This window comes from Leyella stercorea, from assembly GCF_021531355.1.
Taxonomy (GTDB): domain Bacteria; phylum Bacteroidota; class Bacteroidia; order Bacteroidales; family Bacteroidaceae; genus Prevotella.
Genome location: NZ_JADYTS010000051.1, coordinates 1 through 22484, shown reverse-complemented (window position 1 = coordinate 22484; position 22484 = coordinate 1). Strand labels below are relative to the sequence as shown.

The following is a 22484-nucleotide window of genomic DNA, read 5'->3' as shown; positions in this document are numbered from 1 at the left end:
GGTACAAAATTTCTATCACATTGAGGATTAGATAGTTGTAAATAATCTTAATATTTAACGACACTCCCTATATATGCGTATTTCTATGCTTTTGCAACATAGTTGCATATCTTATTCCTTATCTTTGCAACTAACTTTTTATCTTTGTAATAAACACTTAATGAAATATGCTTAAAAGATTTTCTTATTACCTATTATCAGTAGTCTTCGTAGCCGGAATTACGGCTTGCGGAGGCAAGTCGCACGACCACGAACATGACCACGAACATGGCGAGGAAACCGAGCAGCACGACCATGAAGCCGACCACGATCAAGACCACGACTCTGAGGAAGAGGACCATGATGCCAAGGGCGCTCACACCGACGAGATAATCCTCTCGCCCGAGAAGGCTCGTGCAGCCGGAGTGAAGGTGGAGGAAGTAAAGCCAGGCATGTTCCATGGCGTCATTCACACCAGTGGCAAGGTGATGTCGGCATCGTGCGATGAAACCACCGTTGTAGCCACCATTAGCGGACGTGTGCAGTACAAGAACCACGTCAGCGAGGGACTGAAGGTGGCTGCCGGAACAACGCTTTTCTCAATCACTTCAGCCGGAATGCAGCTTGCCGACGGCGACCCCGTGCAACGTTCGCGCATCGACTACGAACGTGCTGAGCGCGACTATACACGTGCCAAGATACTCATCAAGGACAAGATAATAAGCGAGAAAGACCTTGCTGTAGCCAAAGCCGAATACGAAGCTGCCAAGCTTACATATACAAGTATGAAGCGTACGCGCAGCGAGGGTGGGGTAGCAGTGTCGGCTCCGCGCGGCGGCTATGTCAAGCAGTGCCTCGTTAACGGTGGCGATTACGTCGAAGCCGGTCAGCCTCTTGCCATAATCACCCAGAACAAGCATCTGTATCTGCGTGCCGAAGTGTCCGAACGTCATTTTGGTGAGGTCAACAAGATACGTTGTGCCAAGTTCCGTACCAGCTATAGCAATCGCCTCTACGACATCACCGACATGGGTGGACACATACAGTCTTACGGTCGTTCGGCTGAGGTGAACAACTCATACATCCCCGTCATCTTCGAGTTTAACAATACTGGCGATGTAGTTCAGGGTTCATACGCCGAGATTTACCTCATCACTCAGGACCGTCCCAACGTCATAACGCTGCCCCTTACAGCCCTCACCGAGGAGCAGGGCATCCACTTTGTCTACATCCAGGTAGATGCCGAAGGCTACCGCAAGCAGGAAGTTACGCTTGGCGAGAGCGACGGTGAGCGTGTCGAGATACTCACAGGAGTGAAGCAGGGCGACCGCGTTGTCACAAAGGGCGCTATGCAAGTAAGATTGGCTTCGGCTTCAAACGCTATCCCAGCGCATAATCATAATCACTAATAACTATGCTGAATAAGATAATACGCTTCTCGCTTGAGAACAGAATCCTCGTGTTGGTGGCGTCCGTGCTGCTTGTCATAGCCGGCTTATACTCCACCGGCAAGACCGATGTCGACGTGTTCCCTGACCTCAACGCACCTACCGTAGTCATCATGACCGAAGCCGGTGGCATGGCAACAGAGGAAGTTGAGCAGCTCGTTACATTCCCTATTGAGACCGCCGTCAACGGCAGTACTGGTGTACGTCGCGTCCGTTCGCAGTCTACCAACGGCTTCTCAGTTGTATGGGTAGAATTTGATTGGGGCACCGACATCTATCTTGCCCGACAGATAGTGAGTGAGAAACTCGCAGCCGTAGGCGAACAGATGCCAGCCGGAGTGAGTGCTCCCGTGCTCGGTCCGCAGTCGTCCATACTTGGCGAGGTGCTCATTGTGAGCCTCACCAGCAAGCACACCTCGCAGCAAGACCTGCGCACCTATGCCGATTGGGTGATACGTCCGCGCCTCCTTTCTACCGGTGGCGTGGCTCAGGTCAGCGTACATGGTGGCGACATCAAGGAATATCAGATACTCGTCAGTCCGGGCAAGATGAAGCACTTCGGCGTTTCGCTCTCCGACATCATGGCTTCTACGCGTGGCATGAACGTCAACACCAATGGCGGCGTACGCTACAAGTACGGCAACGAATACATCATCCGTGGCATCACCTCAACCAATGATGTGGAGAAGTTGGGCACATGTATTGTCAAGAAGAATGGCGAGAGCGTCATCACCCTTGCCGATGTTGCCGACATAAAGATAGGCAACCAGTCGCCAAAGCTTGGCGTTGGCAGCGAGCGAGCCCAGTCAGCCGTGCTCCTCACCGTCACCAAGCAGCCCAACACCAGCACCATCGACCTCACCAAGCACCTCGACCTTGCTCTGGAAGACCTTCACAAGACCCTTCCCGAGGACGTACATATCTCAACGGACATCTTCCGTCAGTCCGATTTCATCGAGAGCAGCATCGACAACGTACAGAAGTCGCTCATCGAAGGAGCCATCTTCGTCGTCATCATCCTCATGCTCTTCCTCGCCAACGTGCGCACCACGGTCATCTCGCTCGTTACAATCCCCCTCTCGTTTCTCGTTGCCATGATAGTGCTCAACGCCCTTGGCATCAGCATCAACACCATGACACTCGGCGGACTTGCCATTGCCATCGGCTCACTCGTCGACGATGCTATAGTAGATGTGGAGAACGTGTACAAGCATATACGCCATAACCGTGAATTGCCCGAGGCAGAGCGAGTGCCAATCATCGAACTTGTGTTCAACGCTTCGCGCGAAGTGCGTATGCCGATACTCAATTCCACGCTCATCATTGTGGTAAGCTTCGCCCCGCTCTTCTTCCTCAGCGGCATGGAAGGCCGTATGCTCATACCCCTTGGCATAGCCTTCGTCACAGCCCTTTTTGCCTCAACCCTCGTGGCATTGACGCTCACCCCCGTGCTCTGTAGCTACCTGCTCGGCAAGAGCAAAGGCGAAATGCCCAAGGAAGCCTTCCTGGCAGTATGGCTCAAGAAGTATTACGAGCGTGCATTGCTGTGGGTTCTCGCCAACACACGCAAGGTAATCGTAGGCACCGCTACGCTGTTTGTCGTAGCCATAGGCATCTTCTTCTGTCTGGGAAGCAGCTTTCTGCCCAAGTTCAACGAAGGCTCTTTCACCATAAATATATCCTCGCTTCCCGGCATCTCGCTCGAAGAGAGCGATTCTATAGGTGCGCGTGCCGAGCGATTGTTGCTGCAAGTGCCCGAGATCAAGACCGTAGCGCGCAAGACCGGACGAGCAGAGCTCGACGAACACGCCCTCGGTGTAAACGTGAGCGAGATAGAAGCACCATTCGCACTAAAAGACCGCAGCCATGAAGAAGTGCTCAACGACGTGCGCAAACGTCTCTCGGTGCTTGCAGGAGCCAATATCGAGATAGGCCAACCTATCTCTCACCGTATCGATGCCATGCTCTCCGGAACACAGGCGAGCATCGCCATCAAGCTGTTCGGCACCGACCTCAACCGTATGTTCACCATAGGCAATCAGATAAAGAGCGCCTGCCAGGACATCGACGGCATTGCCGACCTCAACGTAGAGCAGCAGATAGAGCGCCCTGAGCTGAAGATAGTGCCGCGACGTGAGTTGCTCGTGCGCAACGGCATCACCCTGCCCGAGTTCAACGAGTTCCTTGCCGTCAACCTTGCGGGCGAGACCGTGTCGCAGGTGTACGAAGCCGGACGCGCCTTCAATCTCGTTGTGAAGGCCGACAAGTATGACGACATACAAGACCTCATCATCGACACGCAAGACGGACGCAAGGTGCCCTTGAGCGACGTTGCCGACATCATATCGAGCGCCGGACCAAACACCATCAACCGTGAGAACGTACAGCGCAAGATAGTAATATCAGCCAACACCAGCGGCAGAGCATTGAGCGACGTAGTGGCAGACATCAAGGAAGCCGTAGGCGAGAAAGTGCAGTTGCCCGAGGGCTATCACATCGAGTACGGCGGACAGTTTGAGAGTCAGGAGAGCGCCAGCCGCGTGCTCTACCTTACCTGCATACTCGCCATTGTAGTCATATTCTTCCTCCTCTTCATGCAGTTCCGCAACGCCATGGAGGCAGGCGTCATACTCCTCAACCTTCCCTTGGCGCTCATCGGCGGCATCTTTGCCATCGTGCTGACCACGGGCGAGGTAAGCATCCCTGCCGTCATCGGATTCATTTCGCTCTTCGGCATCGCCACGCGCAACGGTATGCTGCTCATCACCGAGTACAAGCGTCTGCGCACCGAGGAGCACAAGACCATTCGCGACGCCATTGTCGAAGGCTCGCTCTCGCGTCTCAACCCTATCCTTATGACCGCTCTCACCTCCGCCCTTGCCCTCGTTCCGTTGGCCCTTGGCGGCGACCTGCCCGGCAACGAGATACAGTCGCCCATGGCAAAGGTGATACTTGGCGGACTCATCAGTTCAACATTACTCAACGCATTCATCGTACCTATTATATATGAAAAGATATCTAATCGCCACAATCGTGGCATTCAGCACGTATAGCGCAGCCCTCGCCGACAACATCGGCGACGTACTCAAGCAAGTAGCAGCCAACAACCTCACCCTGCAGGCTCTTGCACACGACAATCAGGCCGACGTTCTCGACATCAAGGCATCCAACACGCTTGGCGGACCTTCGGTAGAGTACAGCCCGTTCTTCACCAAGGGCTACTCCGGCGTAGCCGAGAGCGAGCTTGTAGTGAGCCAGGAGATTGACTTCCCTACCAAGTATGCCGCACGCAGCAAGCAAGCCAAGATGCAGCAAAGCGTAGGCGAGCAGCTCCTCGCCAAGCAGCGTCGCGACATACTCTTGCAAGCGCAGCTTCTCTGCATCGACATTATCCGTGCCAACCAGACCCTCGCCATGCTGCGCGAGCGTCTTGCCAACAGCGAGACTCTGTTGCAGATGTACAACAAGCGTATGGAGGCAGGCGATGCCAATGCCCTTGAGTTGAACAAGGTGAAGCTCGACTGTATGGAGGTGCGCACCCTCGTCAGCGAGGCGCAGGGCGAGCGCACAGCCCTTCTGCAGCAGCTTCAGCAGCTCAACGGAGGCAAACCCGTTGACGTTACCGACACCGTGCTGCCCCATTATCAGCCCATAGCCGACTTCGAATCGTATCGTGCCTTGGCACTCGCGTCGGATGCCGACGTGGCAGTGGCGCAGACATCGCTCCGCGCAGCCGACCTGAATCTGAAGGTGCAGAAGAACGAGTGGTTGCCCAACATCTCCTTCGGCTATCGTCGCAACACCGAGCGTGGCGAAGGCATCAACGGCTTCCTCGTAGGCGTGAGCTTCCCCCTCTACACCAACAGTAGTAATGTCAAGGCAGCACGTCAGCGCCGCGAGAGTGCCGAGCTGCAAGTGTCGCAAGCCAAGCACGAGGCAGAAGCCTCAATGCGCACCAACTACGAGCAGTTGCAGGGTCTTCAGCAGGTCATCGACCACAGCGACGTCAAGCTCCTGCAAGAGTCGCTCACGCTCTTCAACAAGGCTCTTCAGCAGGGCGAAATCACCGCCCTCGTCTATTACGTCGAGATAAACAGCATCTACGAGAAGCTCCAGCGTCACATCGACCTGCACTGTCAGAGCGTGAAGCTACTTGCCGAACTGCACAAGGCAGAGCTGTAATTGGTCATCGTTGAGCGTTTTTTTTTCTATTATATAGCATTATAGCTGATATTGTGTCGCTAAAAATCAAAGTTCGGTCGGAAAAGTGTTGTTTTATCCTAAAAGTTCGGTCGGAAAAGTGTTGTTTTTCTTGAAAGTTCGGTCGGAAAAGTGTATCTTTGTAATGGAAACCACTTAATATCAATGGATTATGTATAGGAATGTCATTACTCAATTAAAACAATGGAAAAACAAGGAGAATCGTAAGCCTCTTGTTTTAGCTGGTGCCCGTCAAGTAGGCAAAACGTTTATGCTAACCGAGTTTGGCAAACAAGAATTTGAGAATGTAGCTTACATAAATTGTGACGACAATGATATGGCAAAAGACCTGTTCCTGCAAGACTATGATATGCAGCGCATCATCCTTGCCATAGGTGCTATTACACGCCAAAACATCGTGCCAGGCAAAACCCTTATTGTTCTTGATGAGATACAAGAATTACGAAGAGGTTTGACAGCTCTTAAGTATTTCTATGAGAAAGCGCCACAGTATCATGTTGCAGTGGCAGGCTCTTTATTGGGTATAACCATGCATCAGGGAGAGTCGTTCCCAGTAGGTAAAGTCGACATACTCAATATATACCCAATGACATTTGACGAATTTATCTTGGCAAAGGGTAGGGAGCAAATGGTTGAAATATTGAAAAGTAAGGATTGGAATACCATCAAACTACTTCGTTCTGAATATATAAAGCTTCTCCGAGAATATTATTTTGTTGGTGGTATGCCCGAAGCAGTAAAAACTTTTGTAGATACAAACGATTCTTTGAAGGTAAGGGAGGTGCAGAATAACATTCTCTTCACCTACCAGAAGGATATATCAAAGCATGTTCCTACTTCTGAGGCCAATCGTATCAATATGGTTTGGCAGTCAATGCCCTCTCAGTTGGTAAAAGAGAATAAGAAGTTTATTTACGGTGTAGCTAAGCCGGGAGGTAGAGCCAAAGACTTTGAGACAGCTATTCAATGGCTTATGGATGCCGGATTGGTTTATAAGGCGGAAAGAGTGACAGAACCGAAAATGCCGTTGAAGTTTTATGTAGACATCAGTAGCTTCAAGCTATTTCTGCTTGATTGTGGTTTGCTTGGAGCCATGAGCGAAATTCCAGCCGAAAAATTATTGGTTGCAGATAATGGTATGGAAGAAGCGAAAGGTGCATTTACAGAGAATTATTTTATGAGCCAATTGGTAGCAACTAATGATACTTCGGTTTTCTACTATAGTAATGATGCTAAGCTGGAGATTGACTTCTTAATTCAGCATGGATGCGACATAGTGCCAATCGAGGCGAAGGCTGAAGAGAACCTGCGCTCTAAGTCTCTGTCAACGTTTGTTGCCAATCACCCACAGCTGCATGGGGTGCGCTTTTCGATGTCTGATTATAGGGAGCAAGATTGGTTGACTAACATTCCGCTATATGCTGCTTCGGTATATTTTTAGAAACGTCAAACCATACCATCTCAACACTTCAACACGACACTTTGGAGCAAGGCTCCAAACTATATTTGCATTTCTAACCGCTCAAAACTGCGAGTTGAACGCGTCAAAGATTTCCTTGTGCGTTCAATCCGCAGTTTTGAGCGGTTTTTGTTATGTTGTTCATATACAATGAGTTATATGGATTGTGACGCTGTGGCGTAAATTTTCACGCTGAAAAAACGCTCCATTTTGTTCGAAAAGGACCACTATTACAATGCAACTGTAGTTCATTTACCTCTCAAAAGGGCTACAGTTGCATAGCAATAGTAGTCCTTTTGGAGTGCAAAGAAGCCTTGAATGGAGAATCAGCAGGTCATTGTCACCTCAAAAACGCATAAAATCCCCTTCCGCAATCTCCAGAATCGATTTTTTATTTGTAACACTTTTTTACTGCCAGTACGATATTTGCATGGTAAAAAAGTGTAGTGGATATGTGTTCAATTCGACTTTTTTATCTAAATTTGCAGAAAACAGAATTGCTTATGCAGGATTATCAGTTGGACTTTATAACATATTGCGTTGGCAACCTTGCCGACCGACTCAAGATGAGTGCAAGCACAGTATACAAGATGTTGCGCTCGACTGGTATATTGGATGGATATATAGTGCCCTGTTATGATGTGTTGCATACATTCAGCAAGGATTATATCATGGACGACTTGATTGGTATGCTGAAAAAGAAAGGAGCATTGTCATGAAACTATTCCACGCCTCCAACTGTATTGTAGACAATCCTGACGTTCTTCATTCGCGCGATTTTCTTGATTTCGGAAAGGGCTTCTATCTGACAGCTCTTGAAGAACAGGCAAGGAAATATGCCTTACGCTTTCTTCTGCATGATGACAAGGCCTATCTTAACTGTTATGAGTTAGACGATAGCCTAAGTGGTTTTCGTATTAAAGAGTTCAGTTCGTATGATGAAGACTGGCTGGATTTCGTGTCATTATGCCGTGTTGGAAAGCAGAAAGAACGTTATGATATAGTTTCTGGCGGTATTGCTGATGATAGGGTTTTCAACACGATTGACCTTTATTTTTCGGGTAATATCAGTAAGGCTGAAGCCTTGGGACGTTTAGCGTTTATACATCCCAATCATCAGATATGTATCCTGAATCAGGAAGTTATAAACCAACATTTGCGATTTGTTAAAGTAGAAGATATTAAATTTTGAAAAAGATGGAAGCAAATAAGACTATTCTTCAGATGAAATACGCCCGTGTGGTGAAGCTGTTTGCTGAATTGTCGGGCACTTCTTTGGAAGATTCGTTGGAGTTTTTCTACGACTCCTATCTCTATAAGATGATGAGCGAAGGCATTGCCGATATGCATTGCCGTAGCGATAATTATCTCGCAGGCCTGCTTATGGATGAGCGAAAATAGAAACTTCAATTAATAATAACACAATAAAATATGTCTAATCCCAAAAATACATATGATTTTTGGGATTACAATCCCAAAAGTTAGTATGAATTTTGGGATTAGGCTGTTTTTTTTCTTATCTTTGCCTCGACAAACAATCCATACATCTATGATAGAACGACAGTTACAGCAAAAGATAGAGTCGCGTATGTTTGCAGGCAAAGCAATCATCGTTATAGGAGCGCGGCAGGTGGGCAAAAGTACGCTTTTAAAGATGATACTTGTGTAAAGGAGACTGCTGTCATTACGCCAGACAATTGGATGGAATGGGTGGTTTGATGTGTACTGTGAAAGTCCTTTTCTTTGCCTCTGGCTTTGGATTTGATACTGGTTTTTCTGCTGGTTGGTTTGGATTTGACACGAAAATTAGCGAAAGTTGGTTTGGATTTGCTCGGTTTTTCGTCTGATTTTGGTTTGGATTTGAAAATAATGTGTATCTTCGTGATACGCTATAAGTCGCATCTGCTGCCCATTGAGGTAAAGACTGGCAACAATTCAAAGCTCCGCTCCCTGCATCAGTTTATGGAAGAGTCGCGTGAGAATATCGCCCTACGATTGTGGAACGGTCCGCTGTCCTCCGATGTCATCACCCGAACCGACGGTAGAGCATTCACTCTCTACAACATTCCGCTGTATTATGCAGGCCATTTGGACAATTGGCTTAATTCCCTAACTCCTTAACTTCTCTCGCTCGTGAAGTTCTTGCTAAAGCAAGCGGCAAAGCCGAGCGAATTGACAAATTCTGCGTAGCTGTCGGTAACTCACGGGTTGCATCGCATGGAGGGGTGGCTAAAAAAAAGGCTTGCCAGAATGGGGTAACCCGGCAAGCCTTTCAATCCAAAAAAGATCAACTCTTATATTTGCTTTATTATTCTCCAAAAAGTTCGGAGAGCTTGGCGTCAAGCTCGGCGGGATTGTCGAAGCGACCAATCATTGTGCCATCGGCTGCGACGAGGAATTTAGAGGGGATGTATGAGACGTTGTAGATGTCGTTCTGGTCAATCATCTTACCGTCTTCGCCTTTGAATTCACGGAGGATGTGATGGAAGGGTTCTATACCGTCCTTGATGATGGCTTTACGCCAGCCTTCCACGTTCTTGTTGTCGGAGGCGATGCAGAAGACTTCAAGTCCGCGGTCATGATACTTGTTGTAAATCTCTTTGATGTGTGGAAATGACTTGCGGCAGGGGACGCACCAGGTTGCCCAGAAGTCGACGAGGACGGGTTTACCCTTGAGTGAGCTGAGGGTGATTGTCTTGCCGGCAGGTGTGGTGCCTTGAAGCTCGGGAGCGGGTTGCCCGGGCTGGATGGCGGCGAGGCGATTGAGCTGATGTTTCACAAGGGTTGCGGCAGCCTGGACTTCGGGGTTCCAGCTTTCGTAGATTTCCTTGATCTGAGGATATGTGAGGTCCTGAGCCAGAACGTACATCACACCAAGGTTGTTGAATGAGGCTGGATGAGTCTTGACGAAATTCAACCGGGTGTGGAATACGCTATCGCGCATCGGTGTGAGTACAAAACGCTGCAAACTGTCGATGAGTGCGGGAGTTGTTGTTTCGTGGTTGCGGATAATGTCTTTGTAAGGGTCAGCCATACTGTAGATGCCTGCAATCACAGCGTCAAGAGAGTCAGACTCTACCGTGGAAGGTGAACCCGAGACGGGTGCTTTACTGTAATCATCGCCGCTGAGAGAGACTGTCATATCGGCGAGATCAAGCATAAAGCGGCGGATGCGGTTGTTGTCACGAGCATTCAGTTCGCCGGCATAGAGGTAAGCGTCGGTAGGATGGTTCAAAGTTCCGGAGAATGAGAATGAGCCATTAGCCACTGTGGCGGTATCCCTAATCATTGAGTCGTTGACCGAATAAGAGAGATAGAACTTTTCACCGTCGGCAGCGTCTGTCGTTCCGGAAAGGGTGAATTGGTTGGAAGGCTTGCTTGAAAAAGCATAAAGCAAACCGAGAGAGAGGAATCCGATTAATTTAATAATTTTCATAACTTTTGATAATTAGAAATTCTGTTTAACCAAACTGTTGATAGAAGTCACAGAAGTGGGGAAGGGGAAAATCCAGAGGGTGGATTCTGGAGTGATGGTGTAGGTCTTGCCATCAATGGTGTGAGAATAGTTCTGTTTGTAGTCGGGGAGCTGATTCCAGCGTTTGCGCTGCACGAAGTTATAGAACGTGTAGGCACATTCACCGTGAGAAATCTGCTTCAGCTTGGCGATAGCAGTAGCCTTGTCGTTGATGCCAGTGCCTTTGAGGGGATGATAATCAGCAGGGCGGAAACGCTTCTCACGGATAGTGTCAAGATAGCCCATCGCCTCGTCGAACTGACCGCGCTCAATGGCATCCTCAGCAAGGATCAGATACATGTGGGTAGACTTGGGTCCAACGGGGTTCCAACAGTCGGTACCAACACAGACAGCCTTGCCTTCGATACCGAGATTTCCTTTGCAATAACCACCTACCTCATCCCACTGGTGAGTCATATCATAATCAGGTATCGCAGTCAGAGAAAGGTAGCCCGGTTCAAATGCAGCCATACATTCGGGGAGCAGAACGTTCATGTCAAAGAAATCGTAGGAGCAGAAATAATCCTCCTTCATGCCAAGCATCGGGCGAATGATACCTTTTCCCATACCATAAACGGCAGGGCCAATGAGCGTGTTGTAATCCTCGATGGTGCTATTGTATTTCAAGGCCTCACGTGCAGCATCTGCAGCCTCCGAGAGACGGTGCATAGCAGCGAGAGTCCATGCCTTAACAGCATATAGCATAGGTTTACCCATACGCATGGTGTTGACCGGTTCGGCAGGAAGTCCATCAATCTCAATGGCTTTGTTGCAGTCAGCAAGGATATCGTCGTAAACCTCCTGCAGGGAGCGCTGAGGCTGGTTCTTGATAATGTCGTCGGTTTCCTTGAAATATATGATAGATGGGGTTTCAGCAGCATAAGATGAATTATAAGCCTTAGCGAACTTCTGGACAGCAAGGAAATGAGCGAAGGCCCGGAGAGTGAGGGCCTCGCATTTAATCTTGCGCTTATGGTCTTCCTCGCCCTGAGCCTTGTCAACAAGCTGGAGGATAGGATTGGCAACCTTACCGATAATCATGTATGCACCGGTGTAGGTGTAGTCTATATTGACGAGGTTTGGCAGCTCTTTATCATGACCTACCTCATCATAAGTCCAATAAATGGTATTTGCTGATTTGTAGGGTAATGAGAGCTGATAAGGTACAGATGAGCTTGTGAATACGATATCACTACCGATTGCACGGACATCGTTCATCATCATGAAATACTGGTAATAATCATTGAGCAGCATCTCAAGCTGGGCACTTGTCTCAAGGAGGTTCATACCCTTAGGCTGGATGTCGGTGTACTCGGAACATGATGTAATCAACATAGAGACTCCGATAGCAGCCGACGAAAGTAATTTATATATGTTCATAATAGTCAATTATATGTTAATGTTAAGACCAAAAACGTAAGAAGACGGGGTGCGGATGCCTAATGTCTCGGGATCTACGCCAAGATTATTCTTAGTCCAAATGGCTTTTGGATTATTGATCTGGAAACGGAAAGTGCAGTGGTTGATACCGAAGCGGCGGAGCCAGTTTTCGGGAATGTCGTAACCAAAGACGATATTGCGTATTTTCAGGAAGTCGGCGTCGTGAACAGAGGTGTTGCTATATTCGGTCTCATCGCTTAGCATATTGGAGCCATACTGACCGATACCAGGAGTGTTGGTAGGATTTTCAGGAGTCCAGGCGTTGAGGAAATATGAGGCAATTGCGGTGTTGGGGACATCAAAAGTCTCATTCTCACAAAGGGCACGCATCTTATGACCACCATAATAAGCCATCAAGAGACTGAAGCTGAAACCACGCCAACGGAGAGAGTTGTCCATGCTGACAATCACCTTAGGATCGGTCTGACCGGAGTATTCAAGGACATCCACGGTGTTACGGGAAACAGAGCGCTGAGGATTTCCATCTTCGTCAAACCAAGTGGTCATACCTTCACGGCCAGTGTCGGAGCTAATGCCTGCAAAACGATAGCTCCACAAAGCGCTTGCGGGATATCCGCTGACAAAAGGAGTACGAATCAATTCAGTGGCAGTCTTGGCTGCATTCTGTACCTTGGTGACCTCATTCTTATTATGAGTGAAAGTCAAAGAGGTAGACCATGAGAAATCCTTGCGGTCGGATGGCTTGAACCAGTCATATGAAAGCGCGATTTCAACACCTCGGTTGCGCATAGAGGCAACGTTTGCAAACATGGAAGCGAAACCGGTAGAGGGGTCAAGCATCTGATTGTTGAAAACGTCTTTGCTGACCTTATTATAGTAATCAATATTACCACGCAGACGATAATTGAAAAGGCTGAAATCAACACCGATATTGGTGGTACGTGCCTGTTCCCAACGTAGGTTAGGGTTGGCTGGACTGCTTATAGTACCAAGTGGAAGCTGAGTGAATGGATTATTACCCTGTGTTGTAGCCACCATATAGCTTGACGCACCCTGATAGATGTTACCGGTGACACCGTAGCTTGCGCGGAGCTTAAGGAAGCTGAGCCAAGTGAAATCGTGCATAAATGATTCCTTGTGGAGGTTCCAACCACCACCTACAGACCAGAGGGGTTTGCCACGGAACTTGGTGTTAAGACCGTAAACGTCGGCATAGTCCTTACGATAAGAACCGAAGATGTTGTAACGTTCATCGTAGGTATAAGTAAGGTTGGCATATCCTGATGCGTAGCGGTGACGTTGTTCGACGACAATGCCCATGCCATTTTCAAAATAAGGCTGGTAAACGAATTGGTAAGCGCTATAGCCGCGACCTTCCATCATATAACTGCTATTGTAACGCCATTCTCTTCCACCGAGAGTACCGAAGTCAACGGTGTGGGTAGAGCTGTTCTGAAGCTGCTCGTCGTAACCGAGGACTAGAGACTTGGTGCCATTCAACTTGGTTTCACGGAATTCAAGACCAGCGATTGCAACAACGTCGTGTTTCTTAAAGAAAGTGTTGGAGTAATTCAACTGACCGCGGAGGGTGTAATATTTGCCCTTGGTGTTTGTGGTCTGAAGCATACCGCCGTTTTCTGGGGTGTTGTATTTCACACGGCCAGCAGCATCAACTGTGGTATAAGCATTGCGAATGACACGAGAGGTAAGACTCTTTTCGTTGGCATGAGTCTGTTCCTCAACGTTATCAATCTCATAGCTGAACATTGCGTTGGCGGTAAGTCCTTTGATGATACGGAACTCGAGGTCGGCCATATAGCGCATGTTCTGGCGAGTGTTGGTCTTGACATTGTTCTTTAACTCGCTCACCGGGTCGGTGCCGAGGTCGTGGAATCCATTGGGGACATCCCAATATTCGTTACCGGTGAACCAGTAATAGGTTTTGCGGATGGATCCATCCTCATTATAGAAAGGCATGTAGGCAGGGAGAGTCCATGGGTCAAAGCTACCACGGTAATTAGCATTGTATCCAAGAGATTTCTGATCAGAATAAAGGCCGTTTACACTGACGGTAGCTTTTAGCCATTTGGCAAGTTCAAAAGAACCTTTGTAGTACGCGGTGAGCCAGTCAAGGTCATTGTTGATCAACTCGGCATTATCATGTTTGTAATTGACAACTAGATTATTGCTCGAAACATCGGAGCTGTTGCGGAGAGCGAGGTTATATTGCTGAAGGAGACGTGTGTGGTAAACATTGTCAGCAAAATCGCGGGCATAATTATTGGTACGGTATTTGGCAAGGCGGCTGTCAAGCTCCTGACGGGAAATTTTGCCACTAGCGAACTGATAATAGTCATAGTAAATAGGTGTCACCTGACTACCTTCGGTGATGGACTTTTTCATGTTGTCCAACGCATTGTCGCGAGTGAGGTAATACTCCATATATTTTGCCTCTGTATCGACCTGTTGGGCCGGAGTCATATAGAAGTTGTCGGCATAGTCCATGTTTTTATTCTCGTAAACGGTAAGGTTTGCGGAGAAGTCAATGTCAACTTTGCCTTTTTTTGTGGCGTTTTTGGTGGTGACGACAATGATGCCGTTGGCGGCGCGGGCACCGTAAATTGCGGCTGCAGCTGCGTCTTTGAGGACGTTAACTGACTGGATGTCGTAGGGGTTGAGGTCTTCGATGGCGCCTTCGATGGGGACTCCATCAACGACGAGGAGAGGGGCAGTGTTGCCGTGGAGGGTTCCGACACCACGGATGATGGGTTTGCCGCCATAGGTGGAGAGTCCGGCTACGCGGCCTTCGAGGTTGTCAAGGACGTTGGTGGTGTAGCGTTCGTTGAGTTTGGCGGATGAGATTGTGGTTACTGAACCGGTCATTTTCTCTTTTTTGACTTCCTGATAGCCTGTTACGACGACTTCGTCCATGACGTTGGTGTTTGGCTGGAGAGTGATGGAGAGGTTGTTGCGGTTGCCGACTTTTATTTTCTGCGAAATCATACCTACATAAGAGACCGCGAGAACAGGGTCGGAGCCGCTGACATGGATGGTGAAGTTTCCATTAATGTCAGTGACCACGCCTGCTTCGGTTCCTTCGAGTATCACGTAAGCTCCGATGAGAGGCTCGCCTTCGGTGTCAAGGACTGTACCACGGATGTTGCGGTTGGCACGGTTGACTTTTGCCGCAGTACGTTTGTCTATGGAGACTGTGATTACGCGGCCTTTGATGGTGTAAGTCATCGCGGTGCCGTGAAGAATGGTTTTGAGCGCATCGGCAACGGATGCTTTTTTGATATCGCATGTGACGCGATATCGCTGCACCTCATCGTAGATGTAGGAGAATTTGTAGCCTGACTGGGCTTCAACTTGCTCAAGGACCTTTACCATAGGTGTGTTAGTGGCCCGGAGCGTTACTGTGGATTTTTGATCTGCCGCGAGTGCCGGAATGGCGATGAACAGGCAGAGGAGGTAGCAAATGAGCTGACGACTGATGGACGTCAGGGCTACGCGGTGATTTGGGTTTTCATGATAATCCATAACAATATTTAATGATGGTTTATACTTCAAATGACAAGCCATCGGGAGTTATGGGTAGCTGTGAAACGATTTTTTTTCGAAAAAAAAAGTTTCCTGCGGCGATTATTTTGTGGGCGAGATGCGGATATTCGTGCCGTCGAAGGTGACGTTGAGAGTCCCGAACGTGTTGAGACTTTCTACGATTGACTCTACCGGTTCATTGCGGTCGGCTACGAAGTGGAGTCGATATGACATGAGAGTGCGGTCTGAGAGTCCGACGTTGACATTATACCAGCGTCCAAGTTCAATCATGACATCTATAAGCGGAACATTGTCAAAGTAGAAAAATCCATCACGCCATGCGTCAAGCTCACGGTTGTTGATATTTGAAACCACAAGTTTCCCACCTTTCAGGGTCACATCCTGTCCGGGGTCGAGGGTCACAGATGATTTGTCGGTCATATCCAGGACAAGCACTTTCCCTGAGAGCAGCGAGACACGCACGTCGGCGCGGTTATAGGCGCGCACATCGAACTCGGTTCCGAGAGCTGTAGTTGAGATTTTGTCTGATATTACTATAAACGGGTGGTTCTCGTCATGAGCTACTGCGAAGTATGCTTCTCCTTCAAGATTGACTGTACGTCGGTCTGAAACAAAGCGGGCGGGAAAGCGGAGTGAGCTTTCGCCATTGAGAGTCACCTCTGTTCCATCGGCGAGGATTATGCGGATGCGTTTCCCTCGGGGCGTGGTGACCGTGCGTTCCTCAAATACCGATGTCACTGAAACTTTTCGCATATCCAGTACTTCAGTGTCAAGGTATACCGGTTTATTGGCAGTCTCCACGTTTTTCTGAGGAGCGGTGTGAGTTTTCGGTTTTGATGTTTCAGCCGTCGGGGTAGAAGATGTCATAGTTATGCGGCCATCCTGCTTGACGGCGGCAAAGAGCACGAGGTCTTCCTCCTGTGGGATTTCAGGCTTGGTGAAAAATCCGAGAGAGAAGAGGATTATGAGACAAGCGGCTATGCCTGCCACCGCTCCTCCGAAGGCATAGAGCCAGCGGAAAGTGGCGCGAGGTGACGGTTTTTCCTGAACATCACAGGCTGCCTCGGGGCGCAATGAGAGAAAGCGCTGCCATTCACGGTCAGCGTCGAAGCGAGGCGCCGACTCGCGCATGAATGCGGCTCCCACATCGCGCGCGTCATCCCTGATCAGGTCGGGATTAATGTCAATTGGCTGCTCCCGGTCGATATCTTTATGGCGTTTTTCTGTTTTCATTTAAGTATGTGCTATATTATAAAGACATTTCAATCGGGATTTTGGTCAGTTCCCTTTTTATATTTTACACCGAAATACTTCCTGATTGTCTCAAGTCCCTTCATGATGTGCATCTTTACGCCATTGGTCGAGATATCAAGCATCTGCGCCACTTCCTTGTATGTTTTCTCTTCATAGTAGCACTGCTTGAGTACAAACTGGGTGCGCTGCGGCATATCATGTATCAGCTCGGATATTTTTTCAAGGCGTTCATCATATTTAGCCGCTGTCTCGCTGTCGAGTGGTGGAATGTCGCGGAGGGCGTATTCCCGGTGTTCGTCAACTACACGGAGATGCTCAATTGAGTTCAGACAGTGGTTACGGACAGAAGTGAAGAGGTAGGCCTTGGCATCTTTCACGTCCATGGTATCGAATCGGTCCCAGAGGGTGCAGAACACATCCATCACGATATCTTTGGCAGCGTTGTGGTCACGCAGGATGTAGGACGCATAGTGCTGTAGCTGTTCGGCATGGGTGCGGAACAGAAACTCAAAATCTTTTTTCTTGAATGCGTCCATATAATGGTTCTTAGGGGTCAGCGAGGGTCACCAGCCTCCCGGTCCGTTGATCTCCGGACGTGCCGGAAACTTATGATACAATAAAAAAGGTCTAACTCAAAAGAGCTAAACCCATTACTTAAATTAGTCGGGGTGAGTAGACTCGAACTAGCGACCTCACGCCCCCCCCCCAGAGGCGTACTCTAACTGGGCTGAGCTACACCCCGTTGTTTTGGTTTGACGGGTGCAAAAGTACGTATTTACGGGGAATTTGCAAAATTTTTCAGACGCTTTTTTGCTCAAAAAACGTTTTTTAATTGGTTCAAACGAATAGCACTCAATTATCTTCGCGACTGGGCACGTAAGGACGAACGTAAGCCCTTGGTTTTGCGTGGTGCCCGCCAGGTGGGCAAGACAACGCTTGTCAAGATGTTTGCCGTGAAGTTCTTGCTAAAGCAAGCGGCAAAGCCGAGCGAATTGACAAATTGTCAACAGGTTGTGTCTATTTGTCTGAAATCTGCCAGAATTGCTTACTATTTAACACTTTAACCTCCATTCAGTCCTTGGCATGTAAGTTGCGATAAGGATAGTGCAAGCCGAGAGCAAGAAGCTCGAAGGCAAGCAAAAAAAGAACATTAATAATTAAAATATAATTGGAGGTTTTTGATATGTTACCAGTAATGAGAAATTCTTGGATGCCTGAAGTTTTCAACGACTTTTTCGACACTGACTTTATGCCGCGTACAAATGCTACGGCACCGGCAATCAACGTTAAGGAGACCGAACACGAGTATACAGTGGAGCTTGCTGCTCCTGGCATGAAGAAGGACGACTTCAACATCAATATCGACAACGATGGCAACTTGCACATCAAGATGGAGCAGAAGAACGAGAAGAAGGACGAGAACAAGAAAGAGCACTATCTGCGTCGCGAGTTCTCTTATTCAAAGTTCGAGCAGACGCTTATCCTGCCTGACGATGTCAACAAGGAGAAGATTGCAGCCAACGTCAGCGACGGTGTACTGACTGTCAACTTGCCTAAGGTTGAGCAGAAGGAAGAGAAAGCAACACGTCACATTGAAGTGAAATAAATCATAAGCGATTGATAGCGGTCCTGCCTCACTCAGTTAAAAGAGTGGGGCAGGACTTTTTGGGGTTTGTTGTGAATTTTTGTCACAAACCTATAATTTTAAGGAAGAGTGTAAGCTGCATTTGCTTCATTCTTCCTTTTTTTGTTATTTTTGTATGCCCCAATAATACAATTTGATATACAGAATAATACAATTTGATATATATAAAATGAAAAACCGTACGAACAAGAACTTTTTAACGACTCTGCTGTCGCTTGTGGCCGTGGTGCTGATGCTTTCGGCTGCGGCTATTGTGCGCGACGGCAGGATTTTCGGTTTCAATCTGCGCGATGGCGGGTCTGCGGAGCACGGTCGGCACGGTGTGCAGGCTTCTTCAGCTGCCCCGACTGCCAACAATGACACGCTGACTGTGATGCCCGATGGCGCTATTGTGGTCAATACCCGACTGCTGGCTAAGGATGTGCAGGGCTATGGCGGGCAGGTTCCGCTGCGCATCCATATTGACAAGGGTGGGGTGGTAGACAGCATCGAGGCTGAACCTAATGCCGAATCGCCAGACTTCTTCAATCATGCTTCTTCCCTCTTTGGTAAATGGCAGGGCAAGACTGTTGATGAGGCTATGGCTGAAGAGGTGGATGCTGTGACGGGAGCTACGTTCTCCTCGTGTGCCATCATTGCCAACGTGCAGCGCGGACTGGCTTATGCGAAGCGCCATGCTGAGCTTGACAAGGAGTCTGAGGCAGATGGTCCGGACTCAGATGCTTTTGGTTCGGCAGGAGTGCCGGGCGCTTCAGCCTCGGCAAAGGGTTGGACTCTGGGCGGCATTGCTGCATTGATTGTGGCGCTGTTGGGTGCTGTTGTTCCGCTGTTTGTCAAGAACCGCCGTTGGCATTATGTGCAGTTGGCGCTCAACGTCATTGTGCTGGGCTTGTGGACCGGCACGTTCGTGTCGTACACTCTGCTTATGCGACTCTTCTCGGGGGGCGTAAGCCTTGCCACGCTCGGCACGCTCGCCGCTCCGTTGCTTATGGTTCTGGTGGCTATACTCTATCCTTTGGCAGGTAGACCGGGTCACTACTGCGCTCACGTCTGTCCGTTTGGTTCGGCTCAGGAACTCGCCGGCAAACTCACCCGTCGCAAACCGCGGCTCTCGCCACGCTTGAACAGAGCGCTCAACATGTTCCGCAACGTTCTGTGGGGAGTGCTTATGGTGCTCATGCTCACCGTTACGTGGACAGCATGGATGGACTACGAGCTGTTCACGGCGTTCCTTTACACCTCGGCTTCGGTGTGGGTGATAGTGCTTGCCGTGCTCTTCCTCGTCCTCTCGGTATGGGTGCCACGACCCTATTGCAGGTTCGTTTGCCCAACGGGAAGCCTGCTTAGGAGTTAGGAATTTTGAATTTTGAGTTAGGAATTGGTTGCCTGCGGCAATTTTGAATTTTGAATTTTGAGTTTTGAATTATTGTTTTTAGATTATAGAGTTATGAATTTACAGAACAAATCCGTTGTACTCAACGTTGTACTTGCCATAGTTGCAGTAGTGCTTGGAGTGCGCCTGGCATCGGGCGAAGCCCCTGCCGCGAAGTCAGCCGATGCTGAACAGTCGTCTAACGCAGAGCAGGCTGTGCTCGACAACATCGCTACTCGCACTAGCATACGCGATTATGAGGCGCGACCGGTAGAGAAAGAGAAGATTGAGAAGATGCTCCGTGCCGCCATGGCAGCCCCTACGGCAATGAACAAGCAGCCCTGGCACTTCGTAGTAGTTGACCAGCGTAGCGTGCTCGATGCCCTCTCTGAAGCCAATCCCTACGCCAAGATGCTCAGAAAGGCACCCCTTGCAATCGTTGTATGTGGCGATACTGAGAAGATGATTGAGGGTGGCGGTCGCGACTTCTGGATACAGGACGCATCCGCAGCAACTGAGAATTTGTTGCTTGCAGCCCACGCCATGGGTCTCGGAGCAGTCTGGACGGGTGCCTATCCGGCTGAAGATCGCTGCAAAGCAATCAGTAAAGCATTGTCGTTGTCTGACAATCTCATTCCCCTCAACATGGTTGTAATAGGCTATCCGGCAGAACATCCGCAGCCTAAGGACAAGTTCAAGGAAGAGAACATTTCGTACTATGTGGATGAACAATAGGTACATAGAATATAACGATAACTGGGAGCGGGGACGCCCTCGTCCCCGACAAAGCAAAAGAATAATCTAATACTTGTCGGGGACGAGGGCGTCCCCGCTCCCAGTTATTAATATAGGGTGTATTCAGAAGGTAAGCAATGGGAAGGGTTTTGTCTTATATAATTGATGACTCGATTGTAATGGTCTTCGTTTCTAATAATACGGTCATAATATTCCTTTTGCCAAATAGAACCGGTTTGGTTAATATATTTGTTGATTTTATGTGCAGAAACAGATTTTATAGTTTTTATTATCTGTTGAATAGTAGCCTGTCCTTTAGGTTCTATGAGTAAGTGAATATGGTTTGGCATAATGACATAGCTATGCAATTCATACATAACAATGTTGTCGTGTTCAAGAGTCTGTATTATTATATCTCGATATTGCTTATTCTTTAATATGCATGAACCATAGCCCTTATCAAGATATTTCTCCAGTTGGTTGTGTCTTTTAGTTTGTAAAAATTCGAGTTCTTTTTGATTACCTTCTTTTAATAATTGCTGCTTGATTGATTCATATTCCGTTTTGATGAAGTCAATGACGTGTTGGGGTAGTGAGTCGGCAAGACGGAATGTAACGAAAGTAATCTTTCCGTATTGTGTCCAATGGGGTAGGTTGCCTTTTGTTTCGTATATAGGTTCGTGTTTGTTGAGAAAATAATTCATGTATGAGTGTTTAATAAGGAGCGGGGACGCCCTCGTCCCCGACAAAGCAAAGAGAATACTCTAATACTTATCGGGGACGAGGGCGTCCCCTTTCCCAGTTATTTGTATTCGTGAATGGGCAGTTCGCCGTTGAGGGCGCCGAGGGCGTTGAATGCGAGCGACTCCATTTCGCCCTCGCCTGGCAGCACAACGACCGGTGCGAGGAACTCCACTTGCTTCCTTATCTCCTCAACGCAGTACTTGCTGTAGGCAATACCGCCGGTGAGGATGATGGCTTCTGCCTTGCCCCATAGTGCAACAGCCATGGCACCAATCTGCTTGGATATGGTGTAGAGCATAGCTTCGAGCACTTCGTGGTATGGTTGTTCTCCAGCTTCGGCGCGACGTGAAATTTCCTTCATGTCCTTCATGCCGAGCAGAGCCTGGCAACCACCGTAGCCAGCCAACATCTTCATAATCTGACCCTCGCTGTACTTGCCCGAGAAGCAAAGACGCACGAGTTGGTCGGCAGGCAGAGTGCCCGAGCGTTCGGGAGCTATAGGGCCTTCGCCGTTGAGTGCGTTGTTCACGTCGATAACCTTGCCCAAATGGTGAGCCGACACGCAGATGCCGCCACCGAGGTGAGCCACGATGATGTCCATGTTCTCGTACACCTTGCCGCAGGTCTTGGCATAGCGACGTGCGGCAGCCTTAGCGTTAAGGGCGTGGAAGATAGACTCGCGCTTCATGAACGGCAAACCGGTGTAGCGGGCGCGCGTCATCATCTCGTCTACCACCACGGGGTCGGCCATGAATGCCGGACAACCGCACTCTCGGGCTATGTCGTCGGCTATAAGACAACCGAGATTGCACACGTGCTGATGTTTGGCATGATGCAGGTCGTGCTTCATAAGTTCGTTGACAGCATACACGCCGCCGTGCAATGGCTTCAACAGTCCGCCGCGTCCTATCACGGCATCGAACTTCAATGGTATTCCAGCCTTGCGCAACAGCTCCAAAACGAAGTCTTTGCGGTATTCATACTGTTCGTCCACGGTCATGAACTTTTCTATTTCTTCTTGCGGATGAAGTCCGTCGTCGGTCCACACCGCCTTGTCGTCCTCGTATACTGCCACCTTGGTTGAGGTGCAGCCGGGATTAATGACGAATATTCTTTTCATATGTAATTGCGCCCCCATACAGCCCCACCCC

Annotated in this window: 18 protein-coding genes and 1 pseudogene; 11 read left to right on the top strand and 8 right to left on the bottom strand. The window is 48.8% G+C overall.

The window, feature by feature from the left end; genetic code table 11:
• The first annotated feature begins 167 nt into the window (after positions 1-167).
• The 8 genes from I6E38_RS10740 to I6E38_RS10705 all read left to right on the top strand — a co-directional run bounded on the left by I6E38_RS10740 (position 168) and on the right by I6E38_RS10705 (position 9228).
• Positions 168-1388, top strand: a complete 1221-nt coding sequence (locus tag I6E38_RS10740; protein WP_235394000.1) for an efflux RND transporter periplasmic adaptor subunit — start codon at positions 168-170, stop codon at positions 1386-1388.
• Positions 1389-1393: 5 nt separating this feature from the next.
• A complete protein-coding gene (locus tag I6E38_RS10735) occupies positions 1394-4480 on the top strand; it encodes an efflux RND transporter permease subunit (protein WP_235393999.1) in 3087 nt (1028 codons plus the stop codon).
• On the top strand, positions 4434-5609 hold the full coding sequence (locus I6E38_RS10730; RefSeq protein ID WP_235393998.1) for a TolC family protein: 1176 nt from the start codon (positions 4434-4436) through the stop codon (positions 5607-5609). The genes I6E38_RS10735 and I6E38_RS10730 overlap by 47 nt, the downstream gene beginning before the upstream one ends.
• Before the next feature lie 190 nt (positions 5610-5799).
• The gene (locus I6E38_RS10725) at positions 5800-7089 is read left to right on the top strand and encodes an ATP-binding protein (protein WP_235393997.1); all 1290 of its coding nucleotides are present in this window, start codon (positions 5800-5802) and stop codon (positions 7087-7089) included.
• Positions 7090-7589: 500 nt separating this feature from the next.
• Complete coding sequence (locus I6E38_RS10720) at positions 7590-7826, top strand: DUF3791 domain-containing protein (RefSeq protein ID WP_235393996.1); 237 nt, start codon at positions 7590-7592, stop codon at positions 7824-7826.
• Positions 7823-8299, top strand: coding sequence for a DUF3990 domain-containing protein (locus I6E38_RS10715; protein WP_235393995.1), 477 nt, complete (start codon positions 7823-7825; stop codon positions 8297-8299). The genes I6E38_RS10720 and I6E38_RS10715 overlap by 4 nt, the downstream gene beginning before the upstream one ends.
• Positions 8300-8304: 5 nt before the next feature.
• Positions 8305-8508 (top strand): DUF3791 domain-containing protein, encoded by a 204-nt coding sequence (locus I6E38_RS10710; protein ID WP_235393994.1) that lies wholly within the window; start codon positions 8305-8307, stop codon positions 8506-8508.
• A gap of 459 nt (positions 8509-8967) precedes the next feature.
• On the top strand, positions 8968-9228 hold the full coding sequence (locus I6E38_RS10705; RefSeq protein WP_235393993.1) for a hypothetical protein: 261 nt from the start codon (positions 8968-8970) through the stop codon (positions 9226-9228).
• Between the two features lie 187 nt (positions 9229-9415).
• Here I6E38_RS10705 and I6E38_RS10700 read toward each other — a convergent pair whose 3' ends face one another.
• From I6E38_RS10700 to I6E38_RS10675, 6 genes and pseudogenes are all read right to left on the bottom strand, one after another.
• Positions 9416-10543, bottom strand: a complete 1128-nt coding sequence (locus tag I6E38_RS10700; protein WP_235393992.1) for a TlpA disulfide reductase family protein — start codon at positions 10541-10543, stop codon at positions 9416-9418.
• Between the two features lie 12 nt (positions 10544-10555).
• Positions 10556-12001 carry a RagB/SusD family nutrient uptake outer membrane protein gene (locus tag I6E38_RS10695; RefSeq protein ID WP_235393991.1) on the bottom strand — a complete coding sequence of 482 codons (1446 nt, stop codon included), beginning with the start codon at positions 11999-12001 and terminating at the stop codon, positions 10556-10558.
• A gap of 9 nt (positions 12002-12010) precedes the next feature.
• A complete protein-coding gene (locus tag I6E38_RS10690) occupies positions 12011-15562 on the bottom strand; it encodes a SusC/RagA family TonB-linked outer membrane protein (RefSeq protein WP_235393990.1) in 3552 nt (1183 codons plus the stop codon).
• Between the two features lie 102 nt (positions 15563-15664).
• Positions 15665-16816, bottom strand: coding sequence for a FecR family protein (locus I6E38_RS10685; protein ID WP_235393989.1), 1152 nt, complete (start codon positions 16814-16816; stop codon positions 15665-15667).
• 29 nt (positions 16817-16845) lie between these two features.
• A complete protein-coding gene (locus tag I6E38_RS10680) occupies positions 16846-17373 on the bottom strand; it encodes a sigma-70 family RNA polymerase sigma factor (protein ID WP_235393988.1) in 528 nt (175 codons plus the stop codon).
• A 127-nt stretch (positions 17374-17500) separates the two neighbouring features.
• Positions 17501-17579 (bottom strand): annotated as a pseudogene (locus I6E38_RS10675).
• A 441-nt stretch (positions 17580-18020) separates the two neighbouring features.
• On the opposite strand from I6E38_RS10675, the gene I6E38_RS10670 reads away from it, so the two are divergent.
• From I6E38_RS10670 to I6E38_RS10660, 3 genes are all read left to right on the top strand, one after another.
• Complete coding sequence (locus tag I6E38_RS10670; RefSeq protein WP_235393987.1) at positions 18021-18443, top strand: Hsp20/alpha crystallin family protein; 423 nt, start codon at positions 18021-18023, stop codon at positions 18441-18443.
• Positions 18444-18651: 208 nt separating this feature from the next.
• Entirely contained in the window at positions 18652-19836 is a 1185-nt protein-coding gene (locus I6E38_RS10665; protein ID WP_235393986.1) for a 4Fe-4S binding protein, read from the top strand.
• 93 nt (positions 19837-19929) lie between these two features.
• On the top strand, positions 19930-20589 hold the full coding sequence (locus tag I6E38_RS10660) for a nitroreductase family protein (protein WP_235393985.1): 660 nt from the start codon (positions 19930-19932) through the stop codon (positions 20587-20589).
• A gap of 107 nt (positions 20590-20696) precedes the next feature.
• Here I6E38_RS10660 and I6E38_RS10655 read toward each other — a convergent pair whose 3' ends face one another.
• Both I6E38_RS10655 and buk read right to left on the bottom strand, forming a co-directional pair.
• A complete protein-coding gene (locus tag I6E38_RS10655) occupies positions 20697-21293 on the bottom strand; it encodes a transposase (protein ID WP_235393984.1) in 597 nt (198 codons plus the stop codon).
• A gap of 98 nt (positions 21294-21391) precedes the next feature.
• Complete coding sequence (buk, locus tag I6E38_RS10650; protein ID WP_235393983.1) at positions 21392-22453, bottom strand: butyrate kinase; 1062 nt, start codon at positions 22451-22453, stop codon at positions 21392-21394.
• Positions 22454-22484 lie beyond the last annotated feature (31 nt).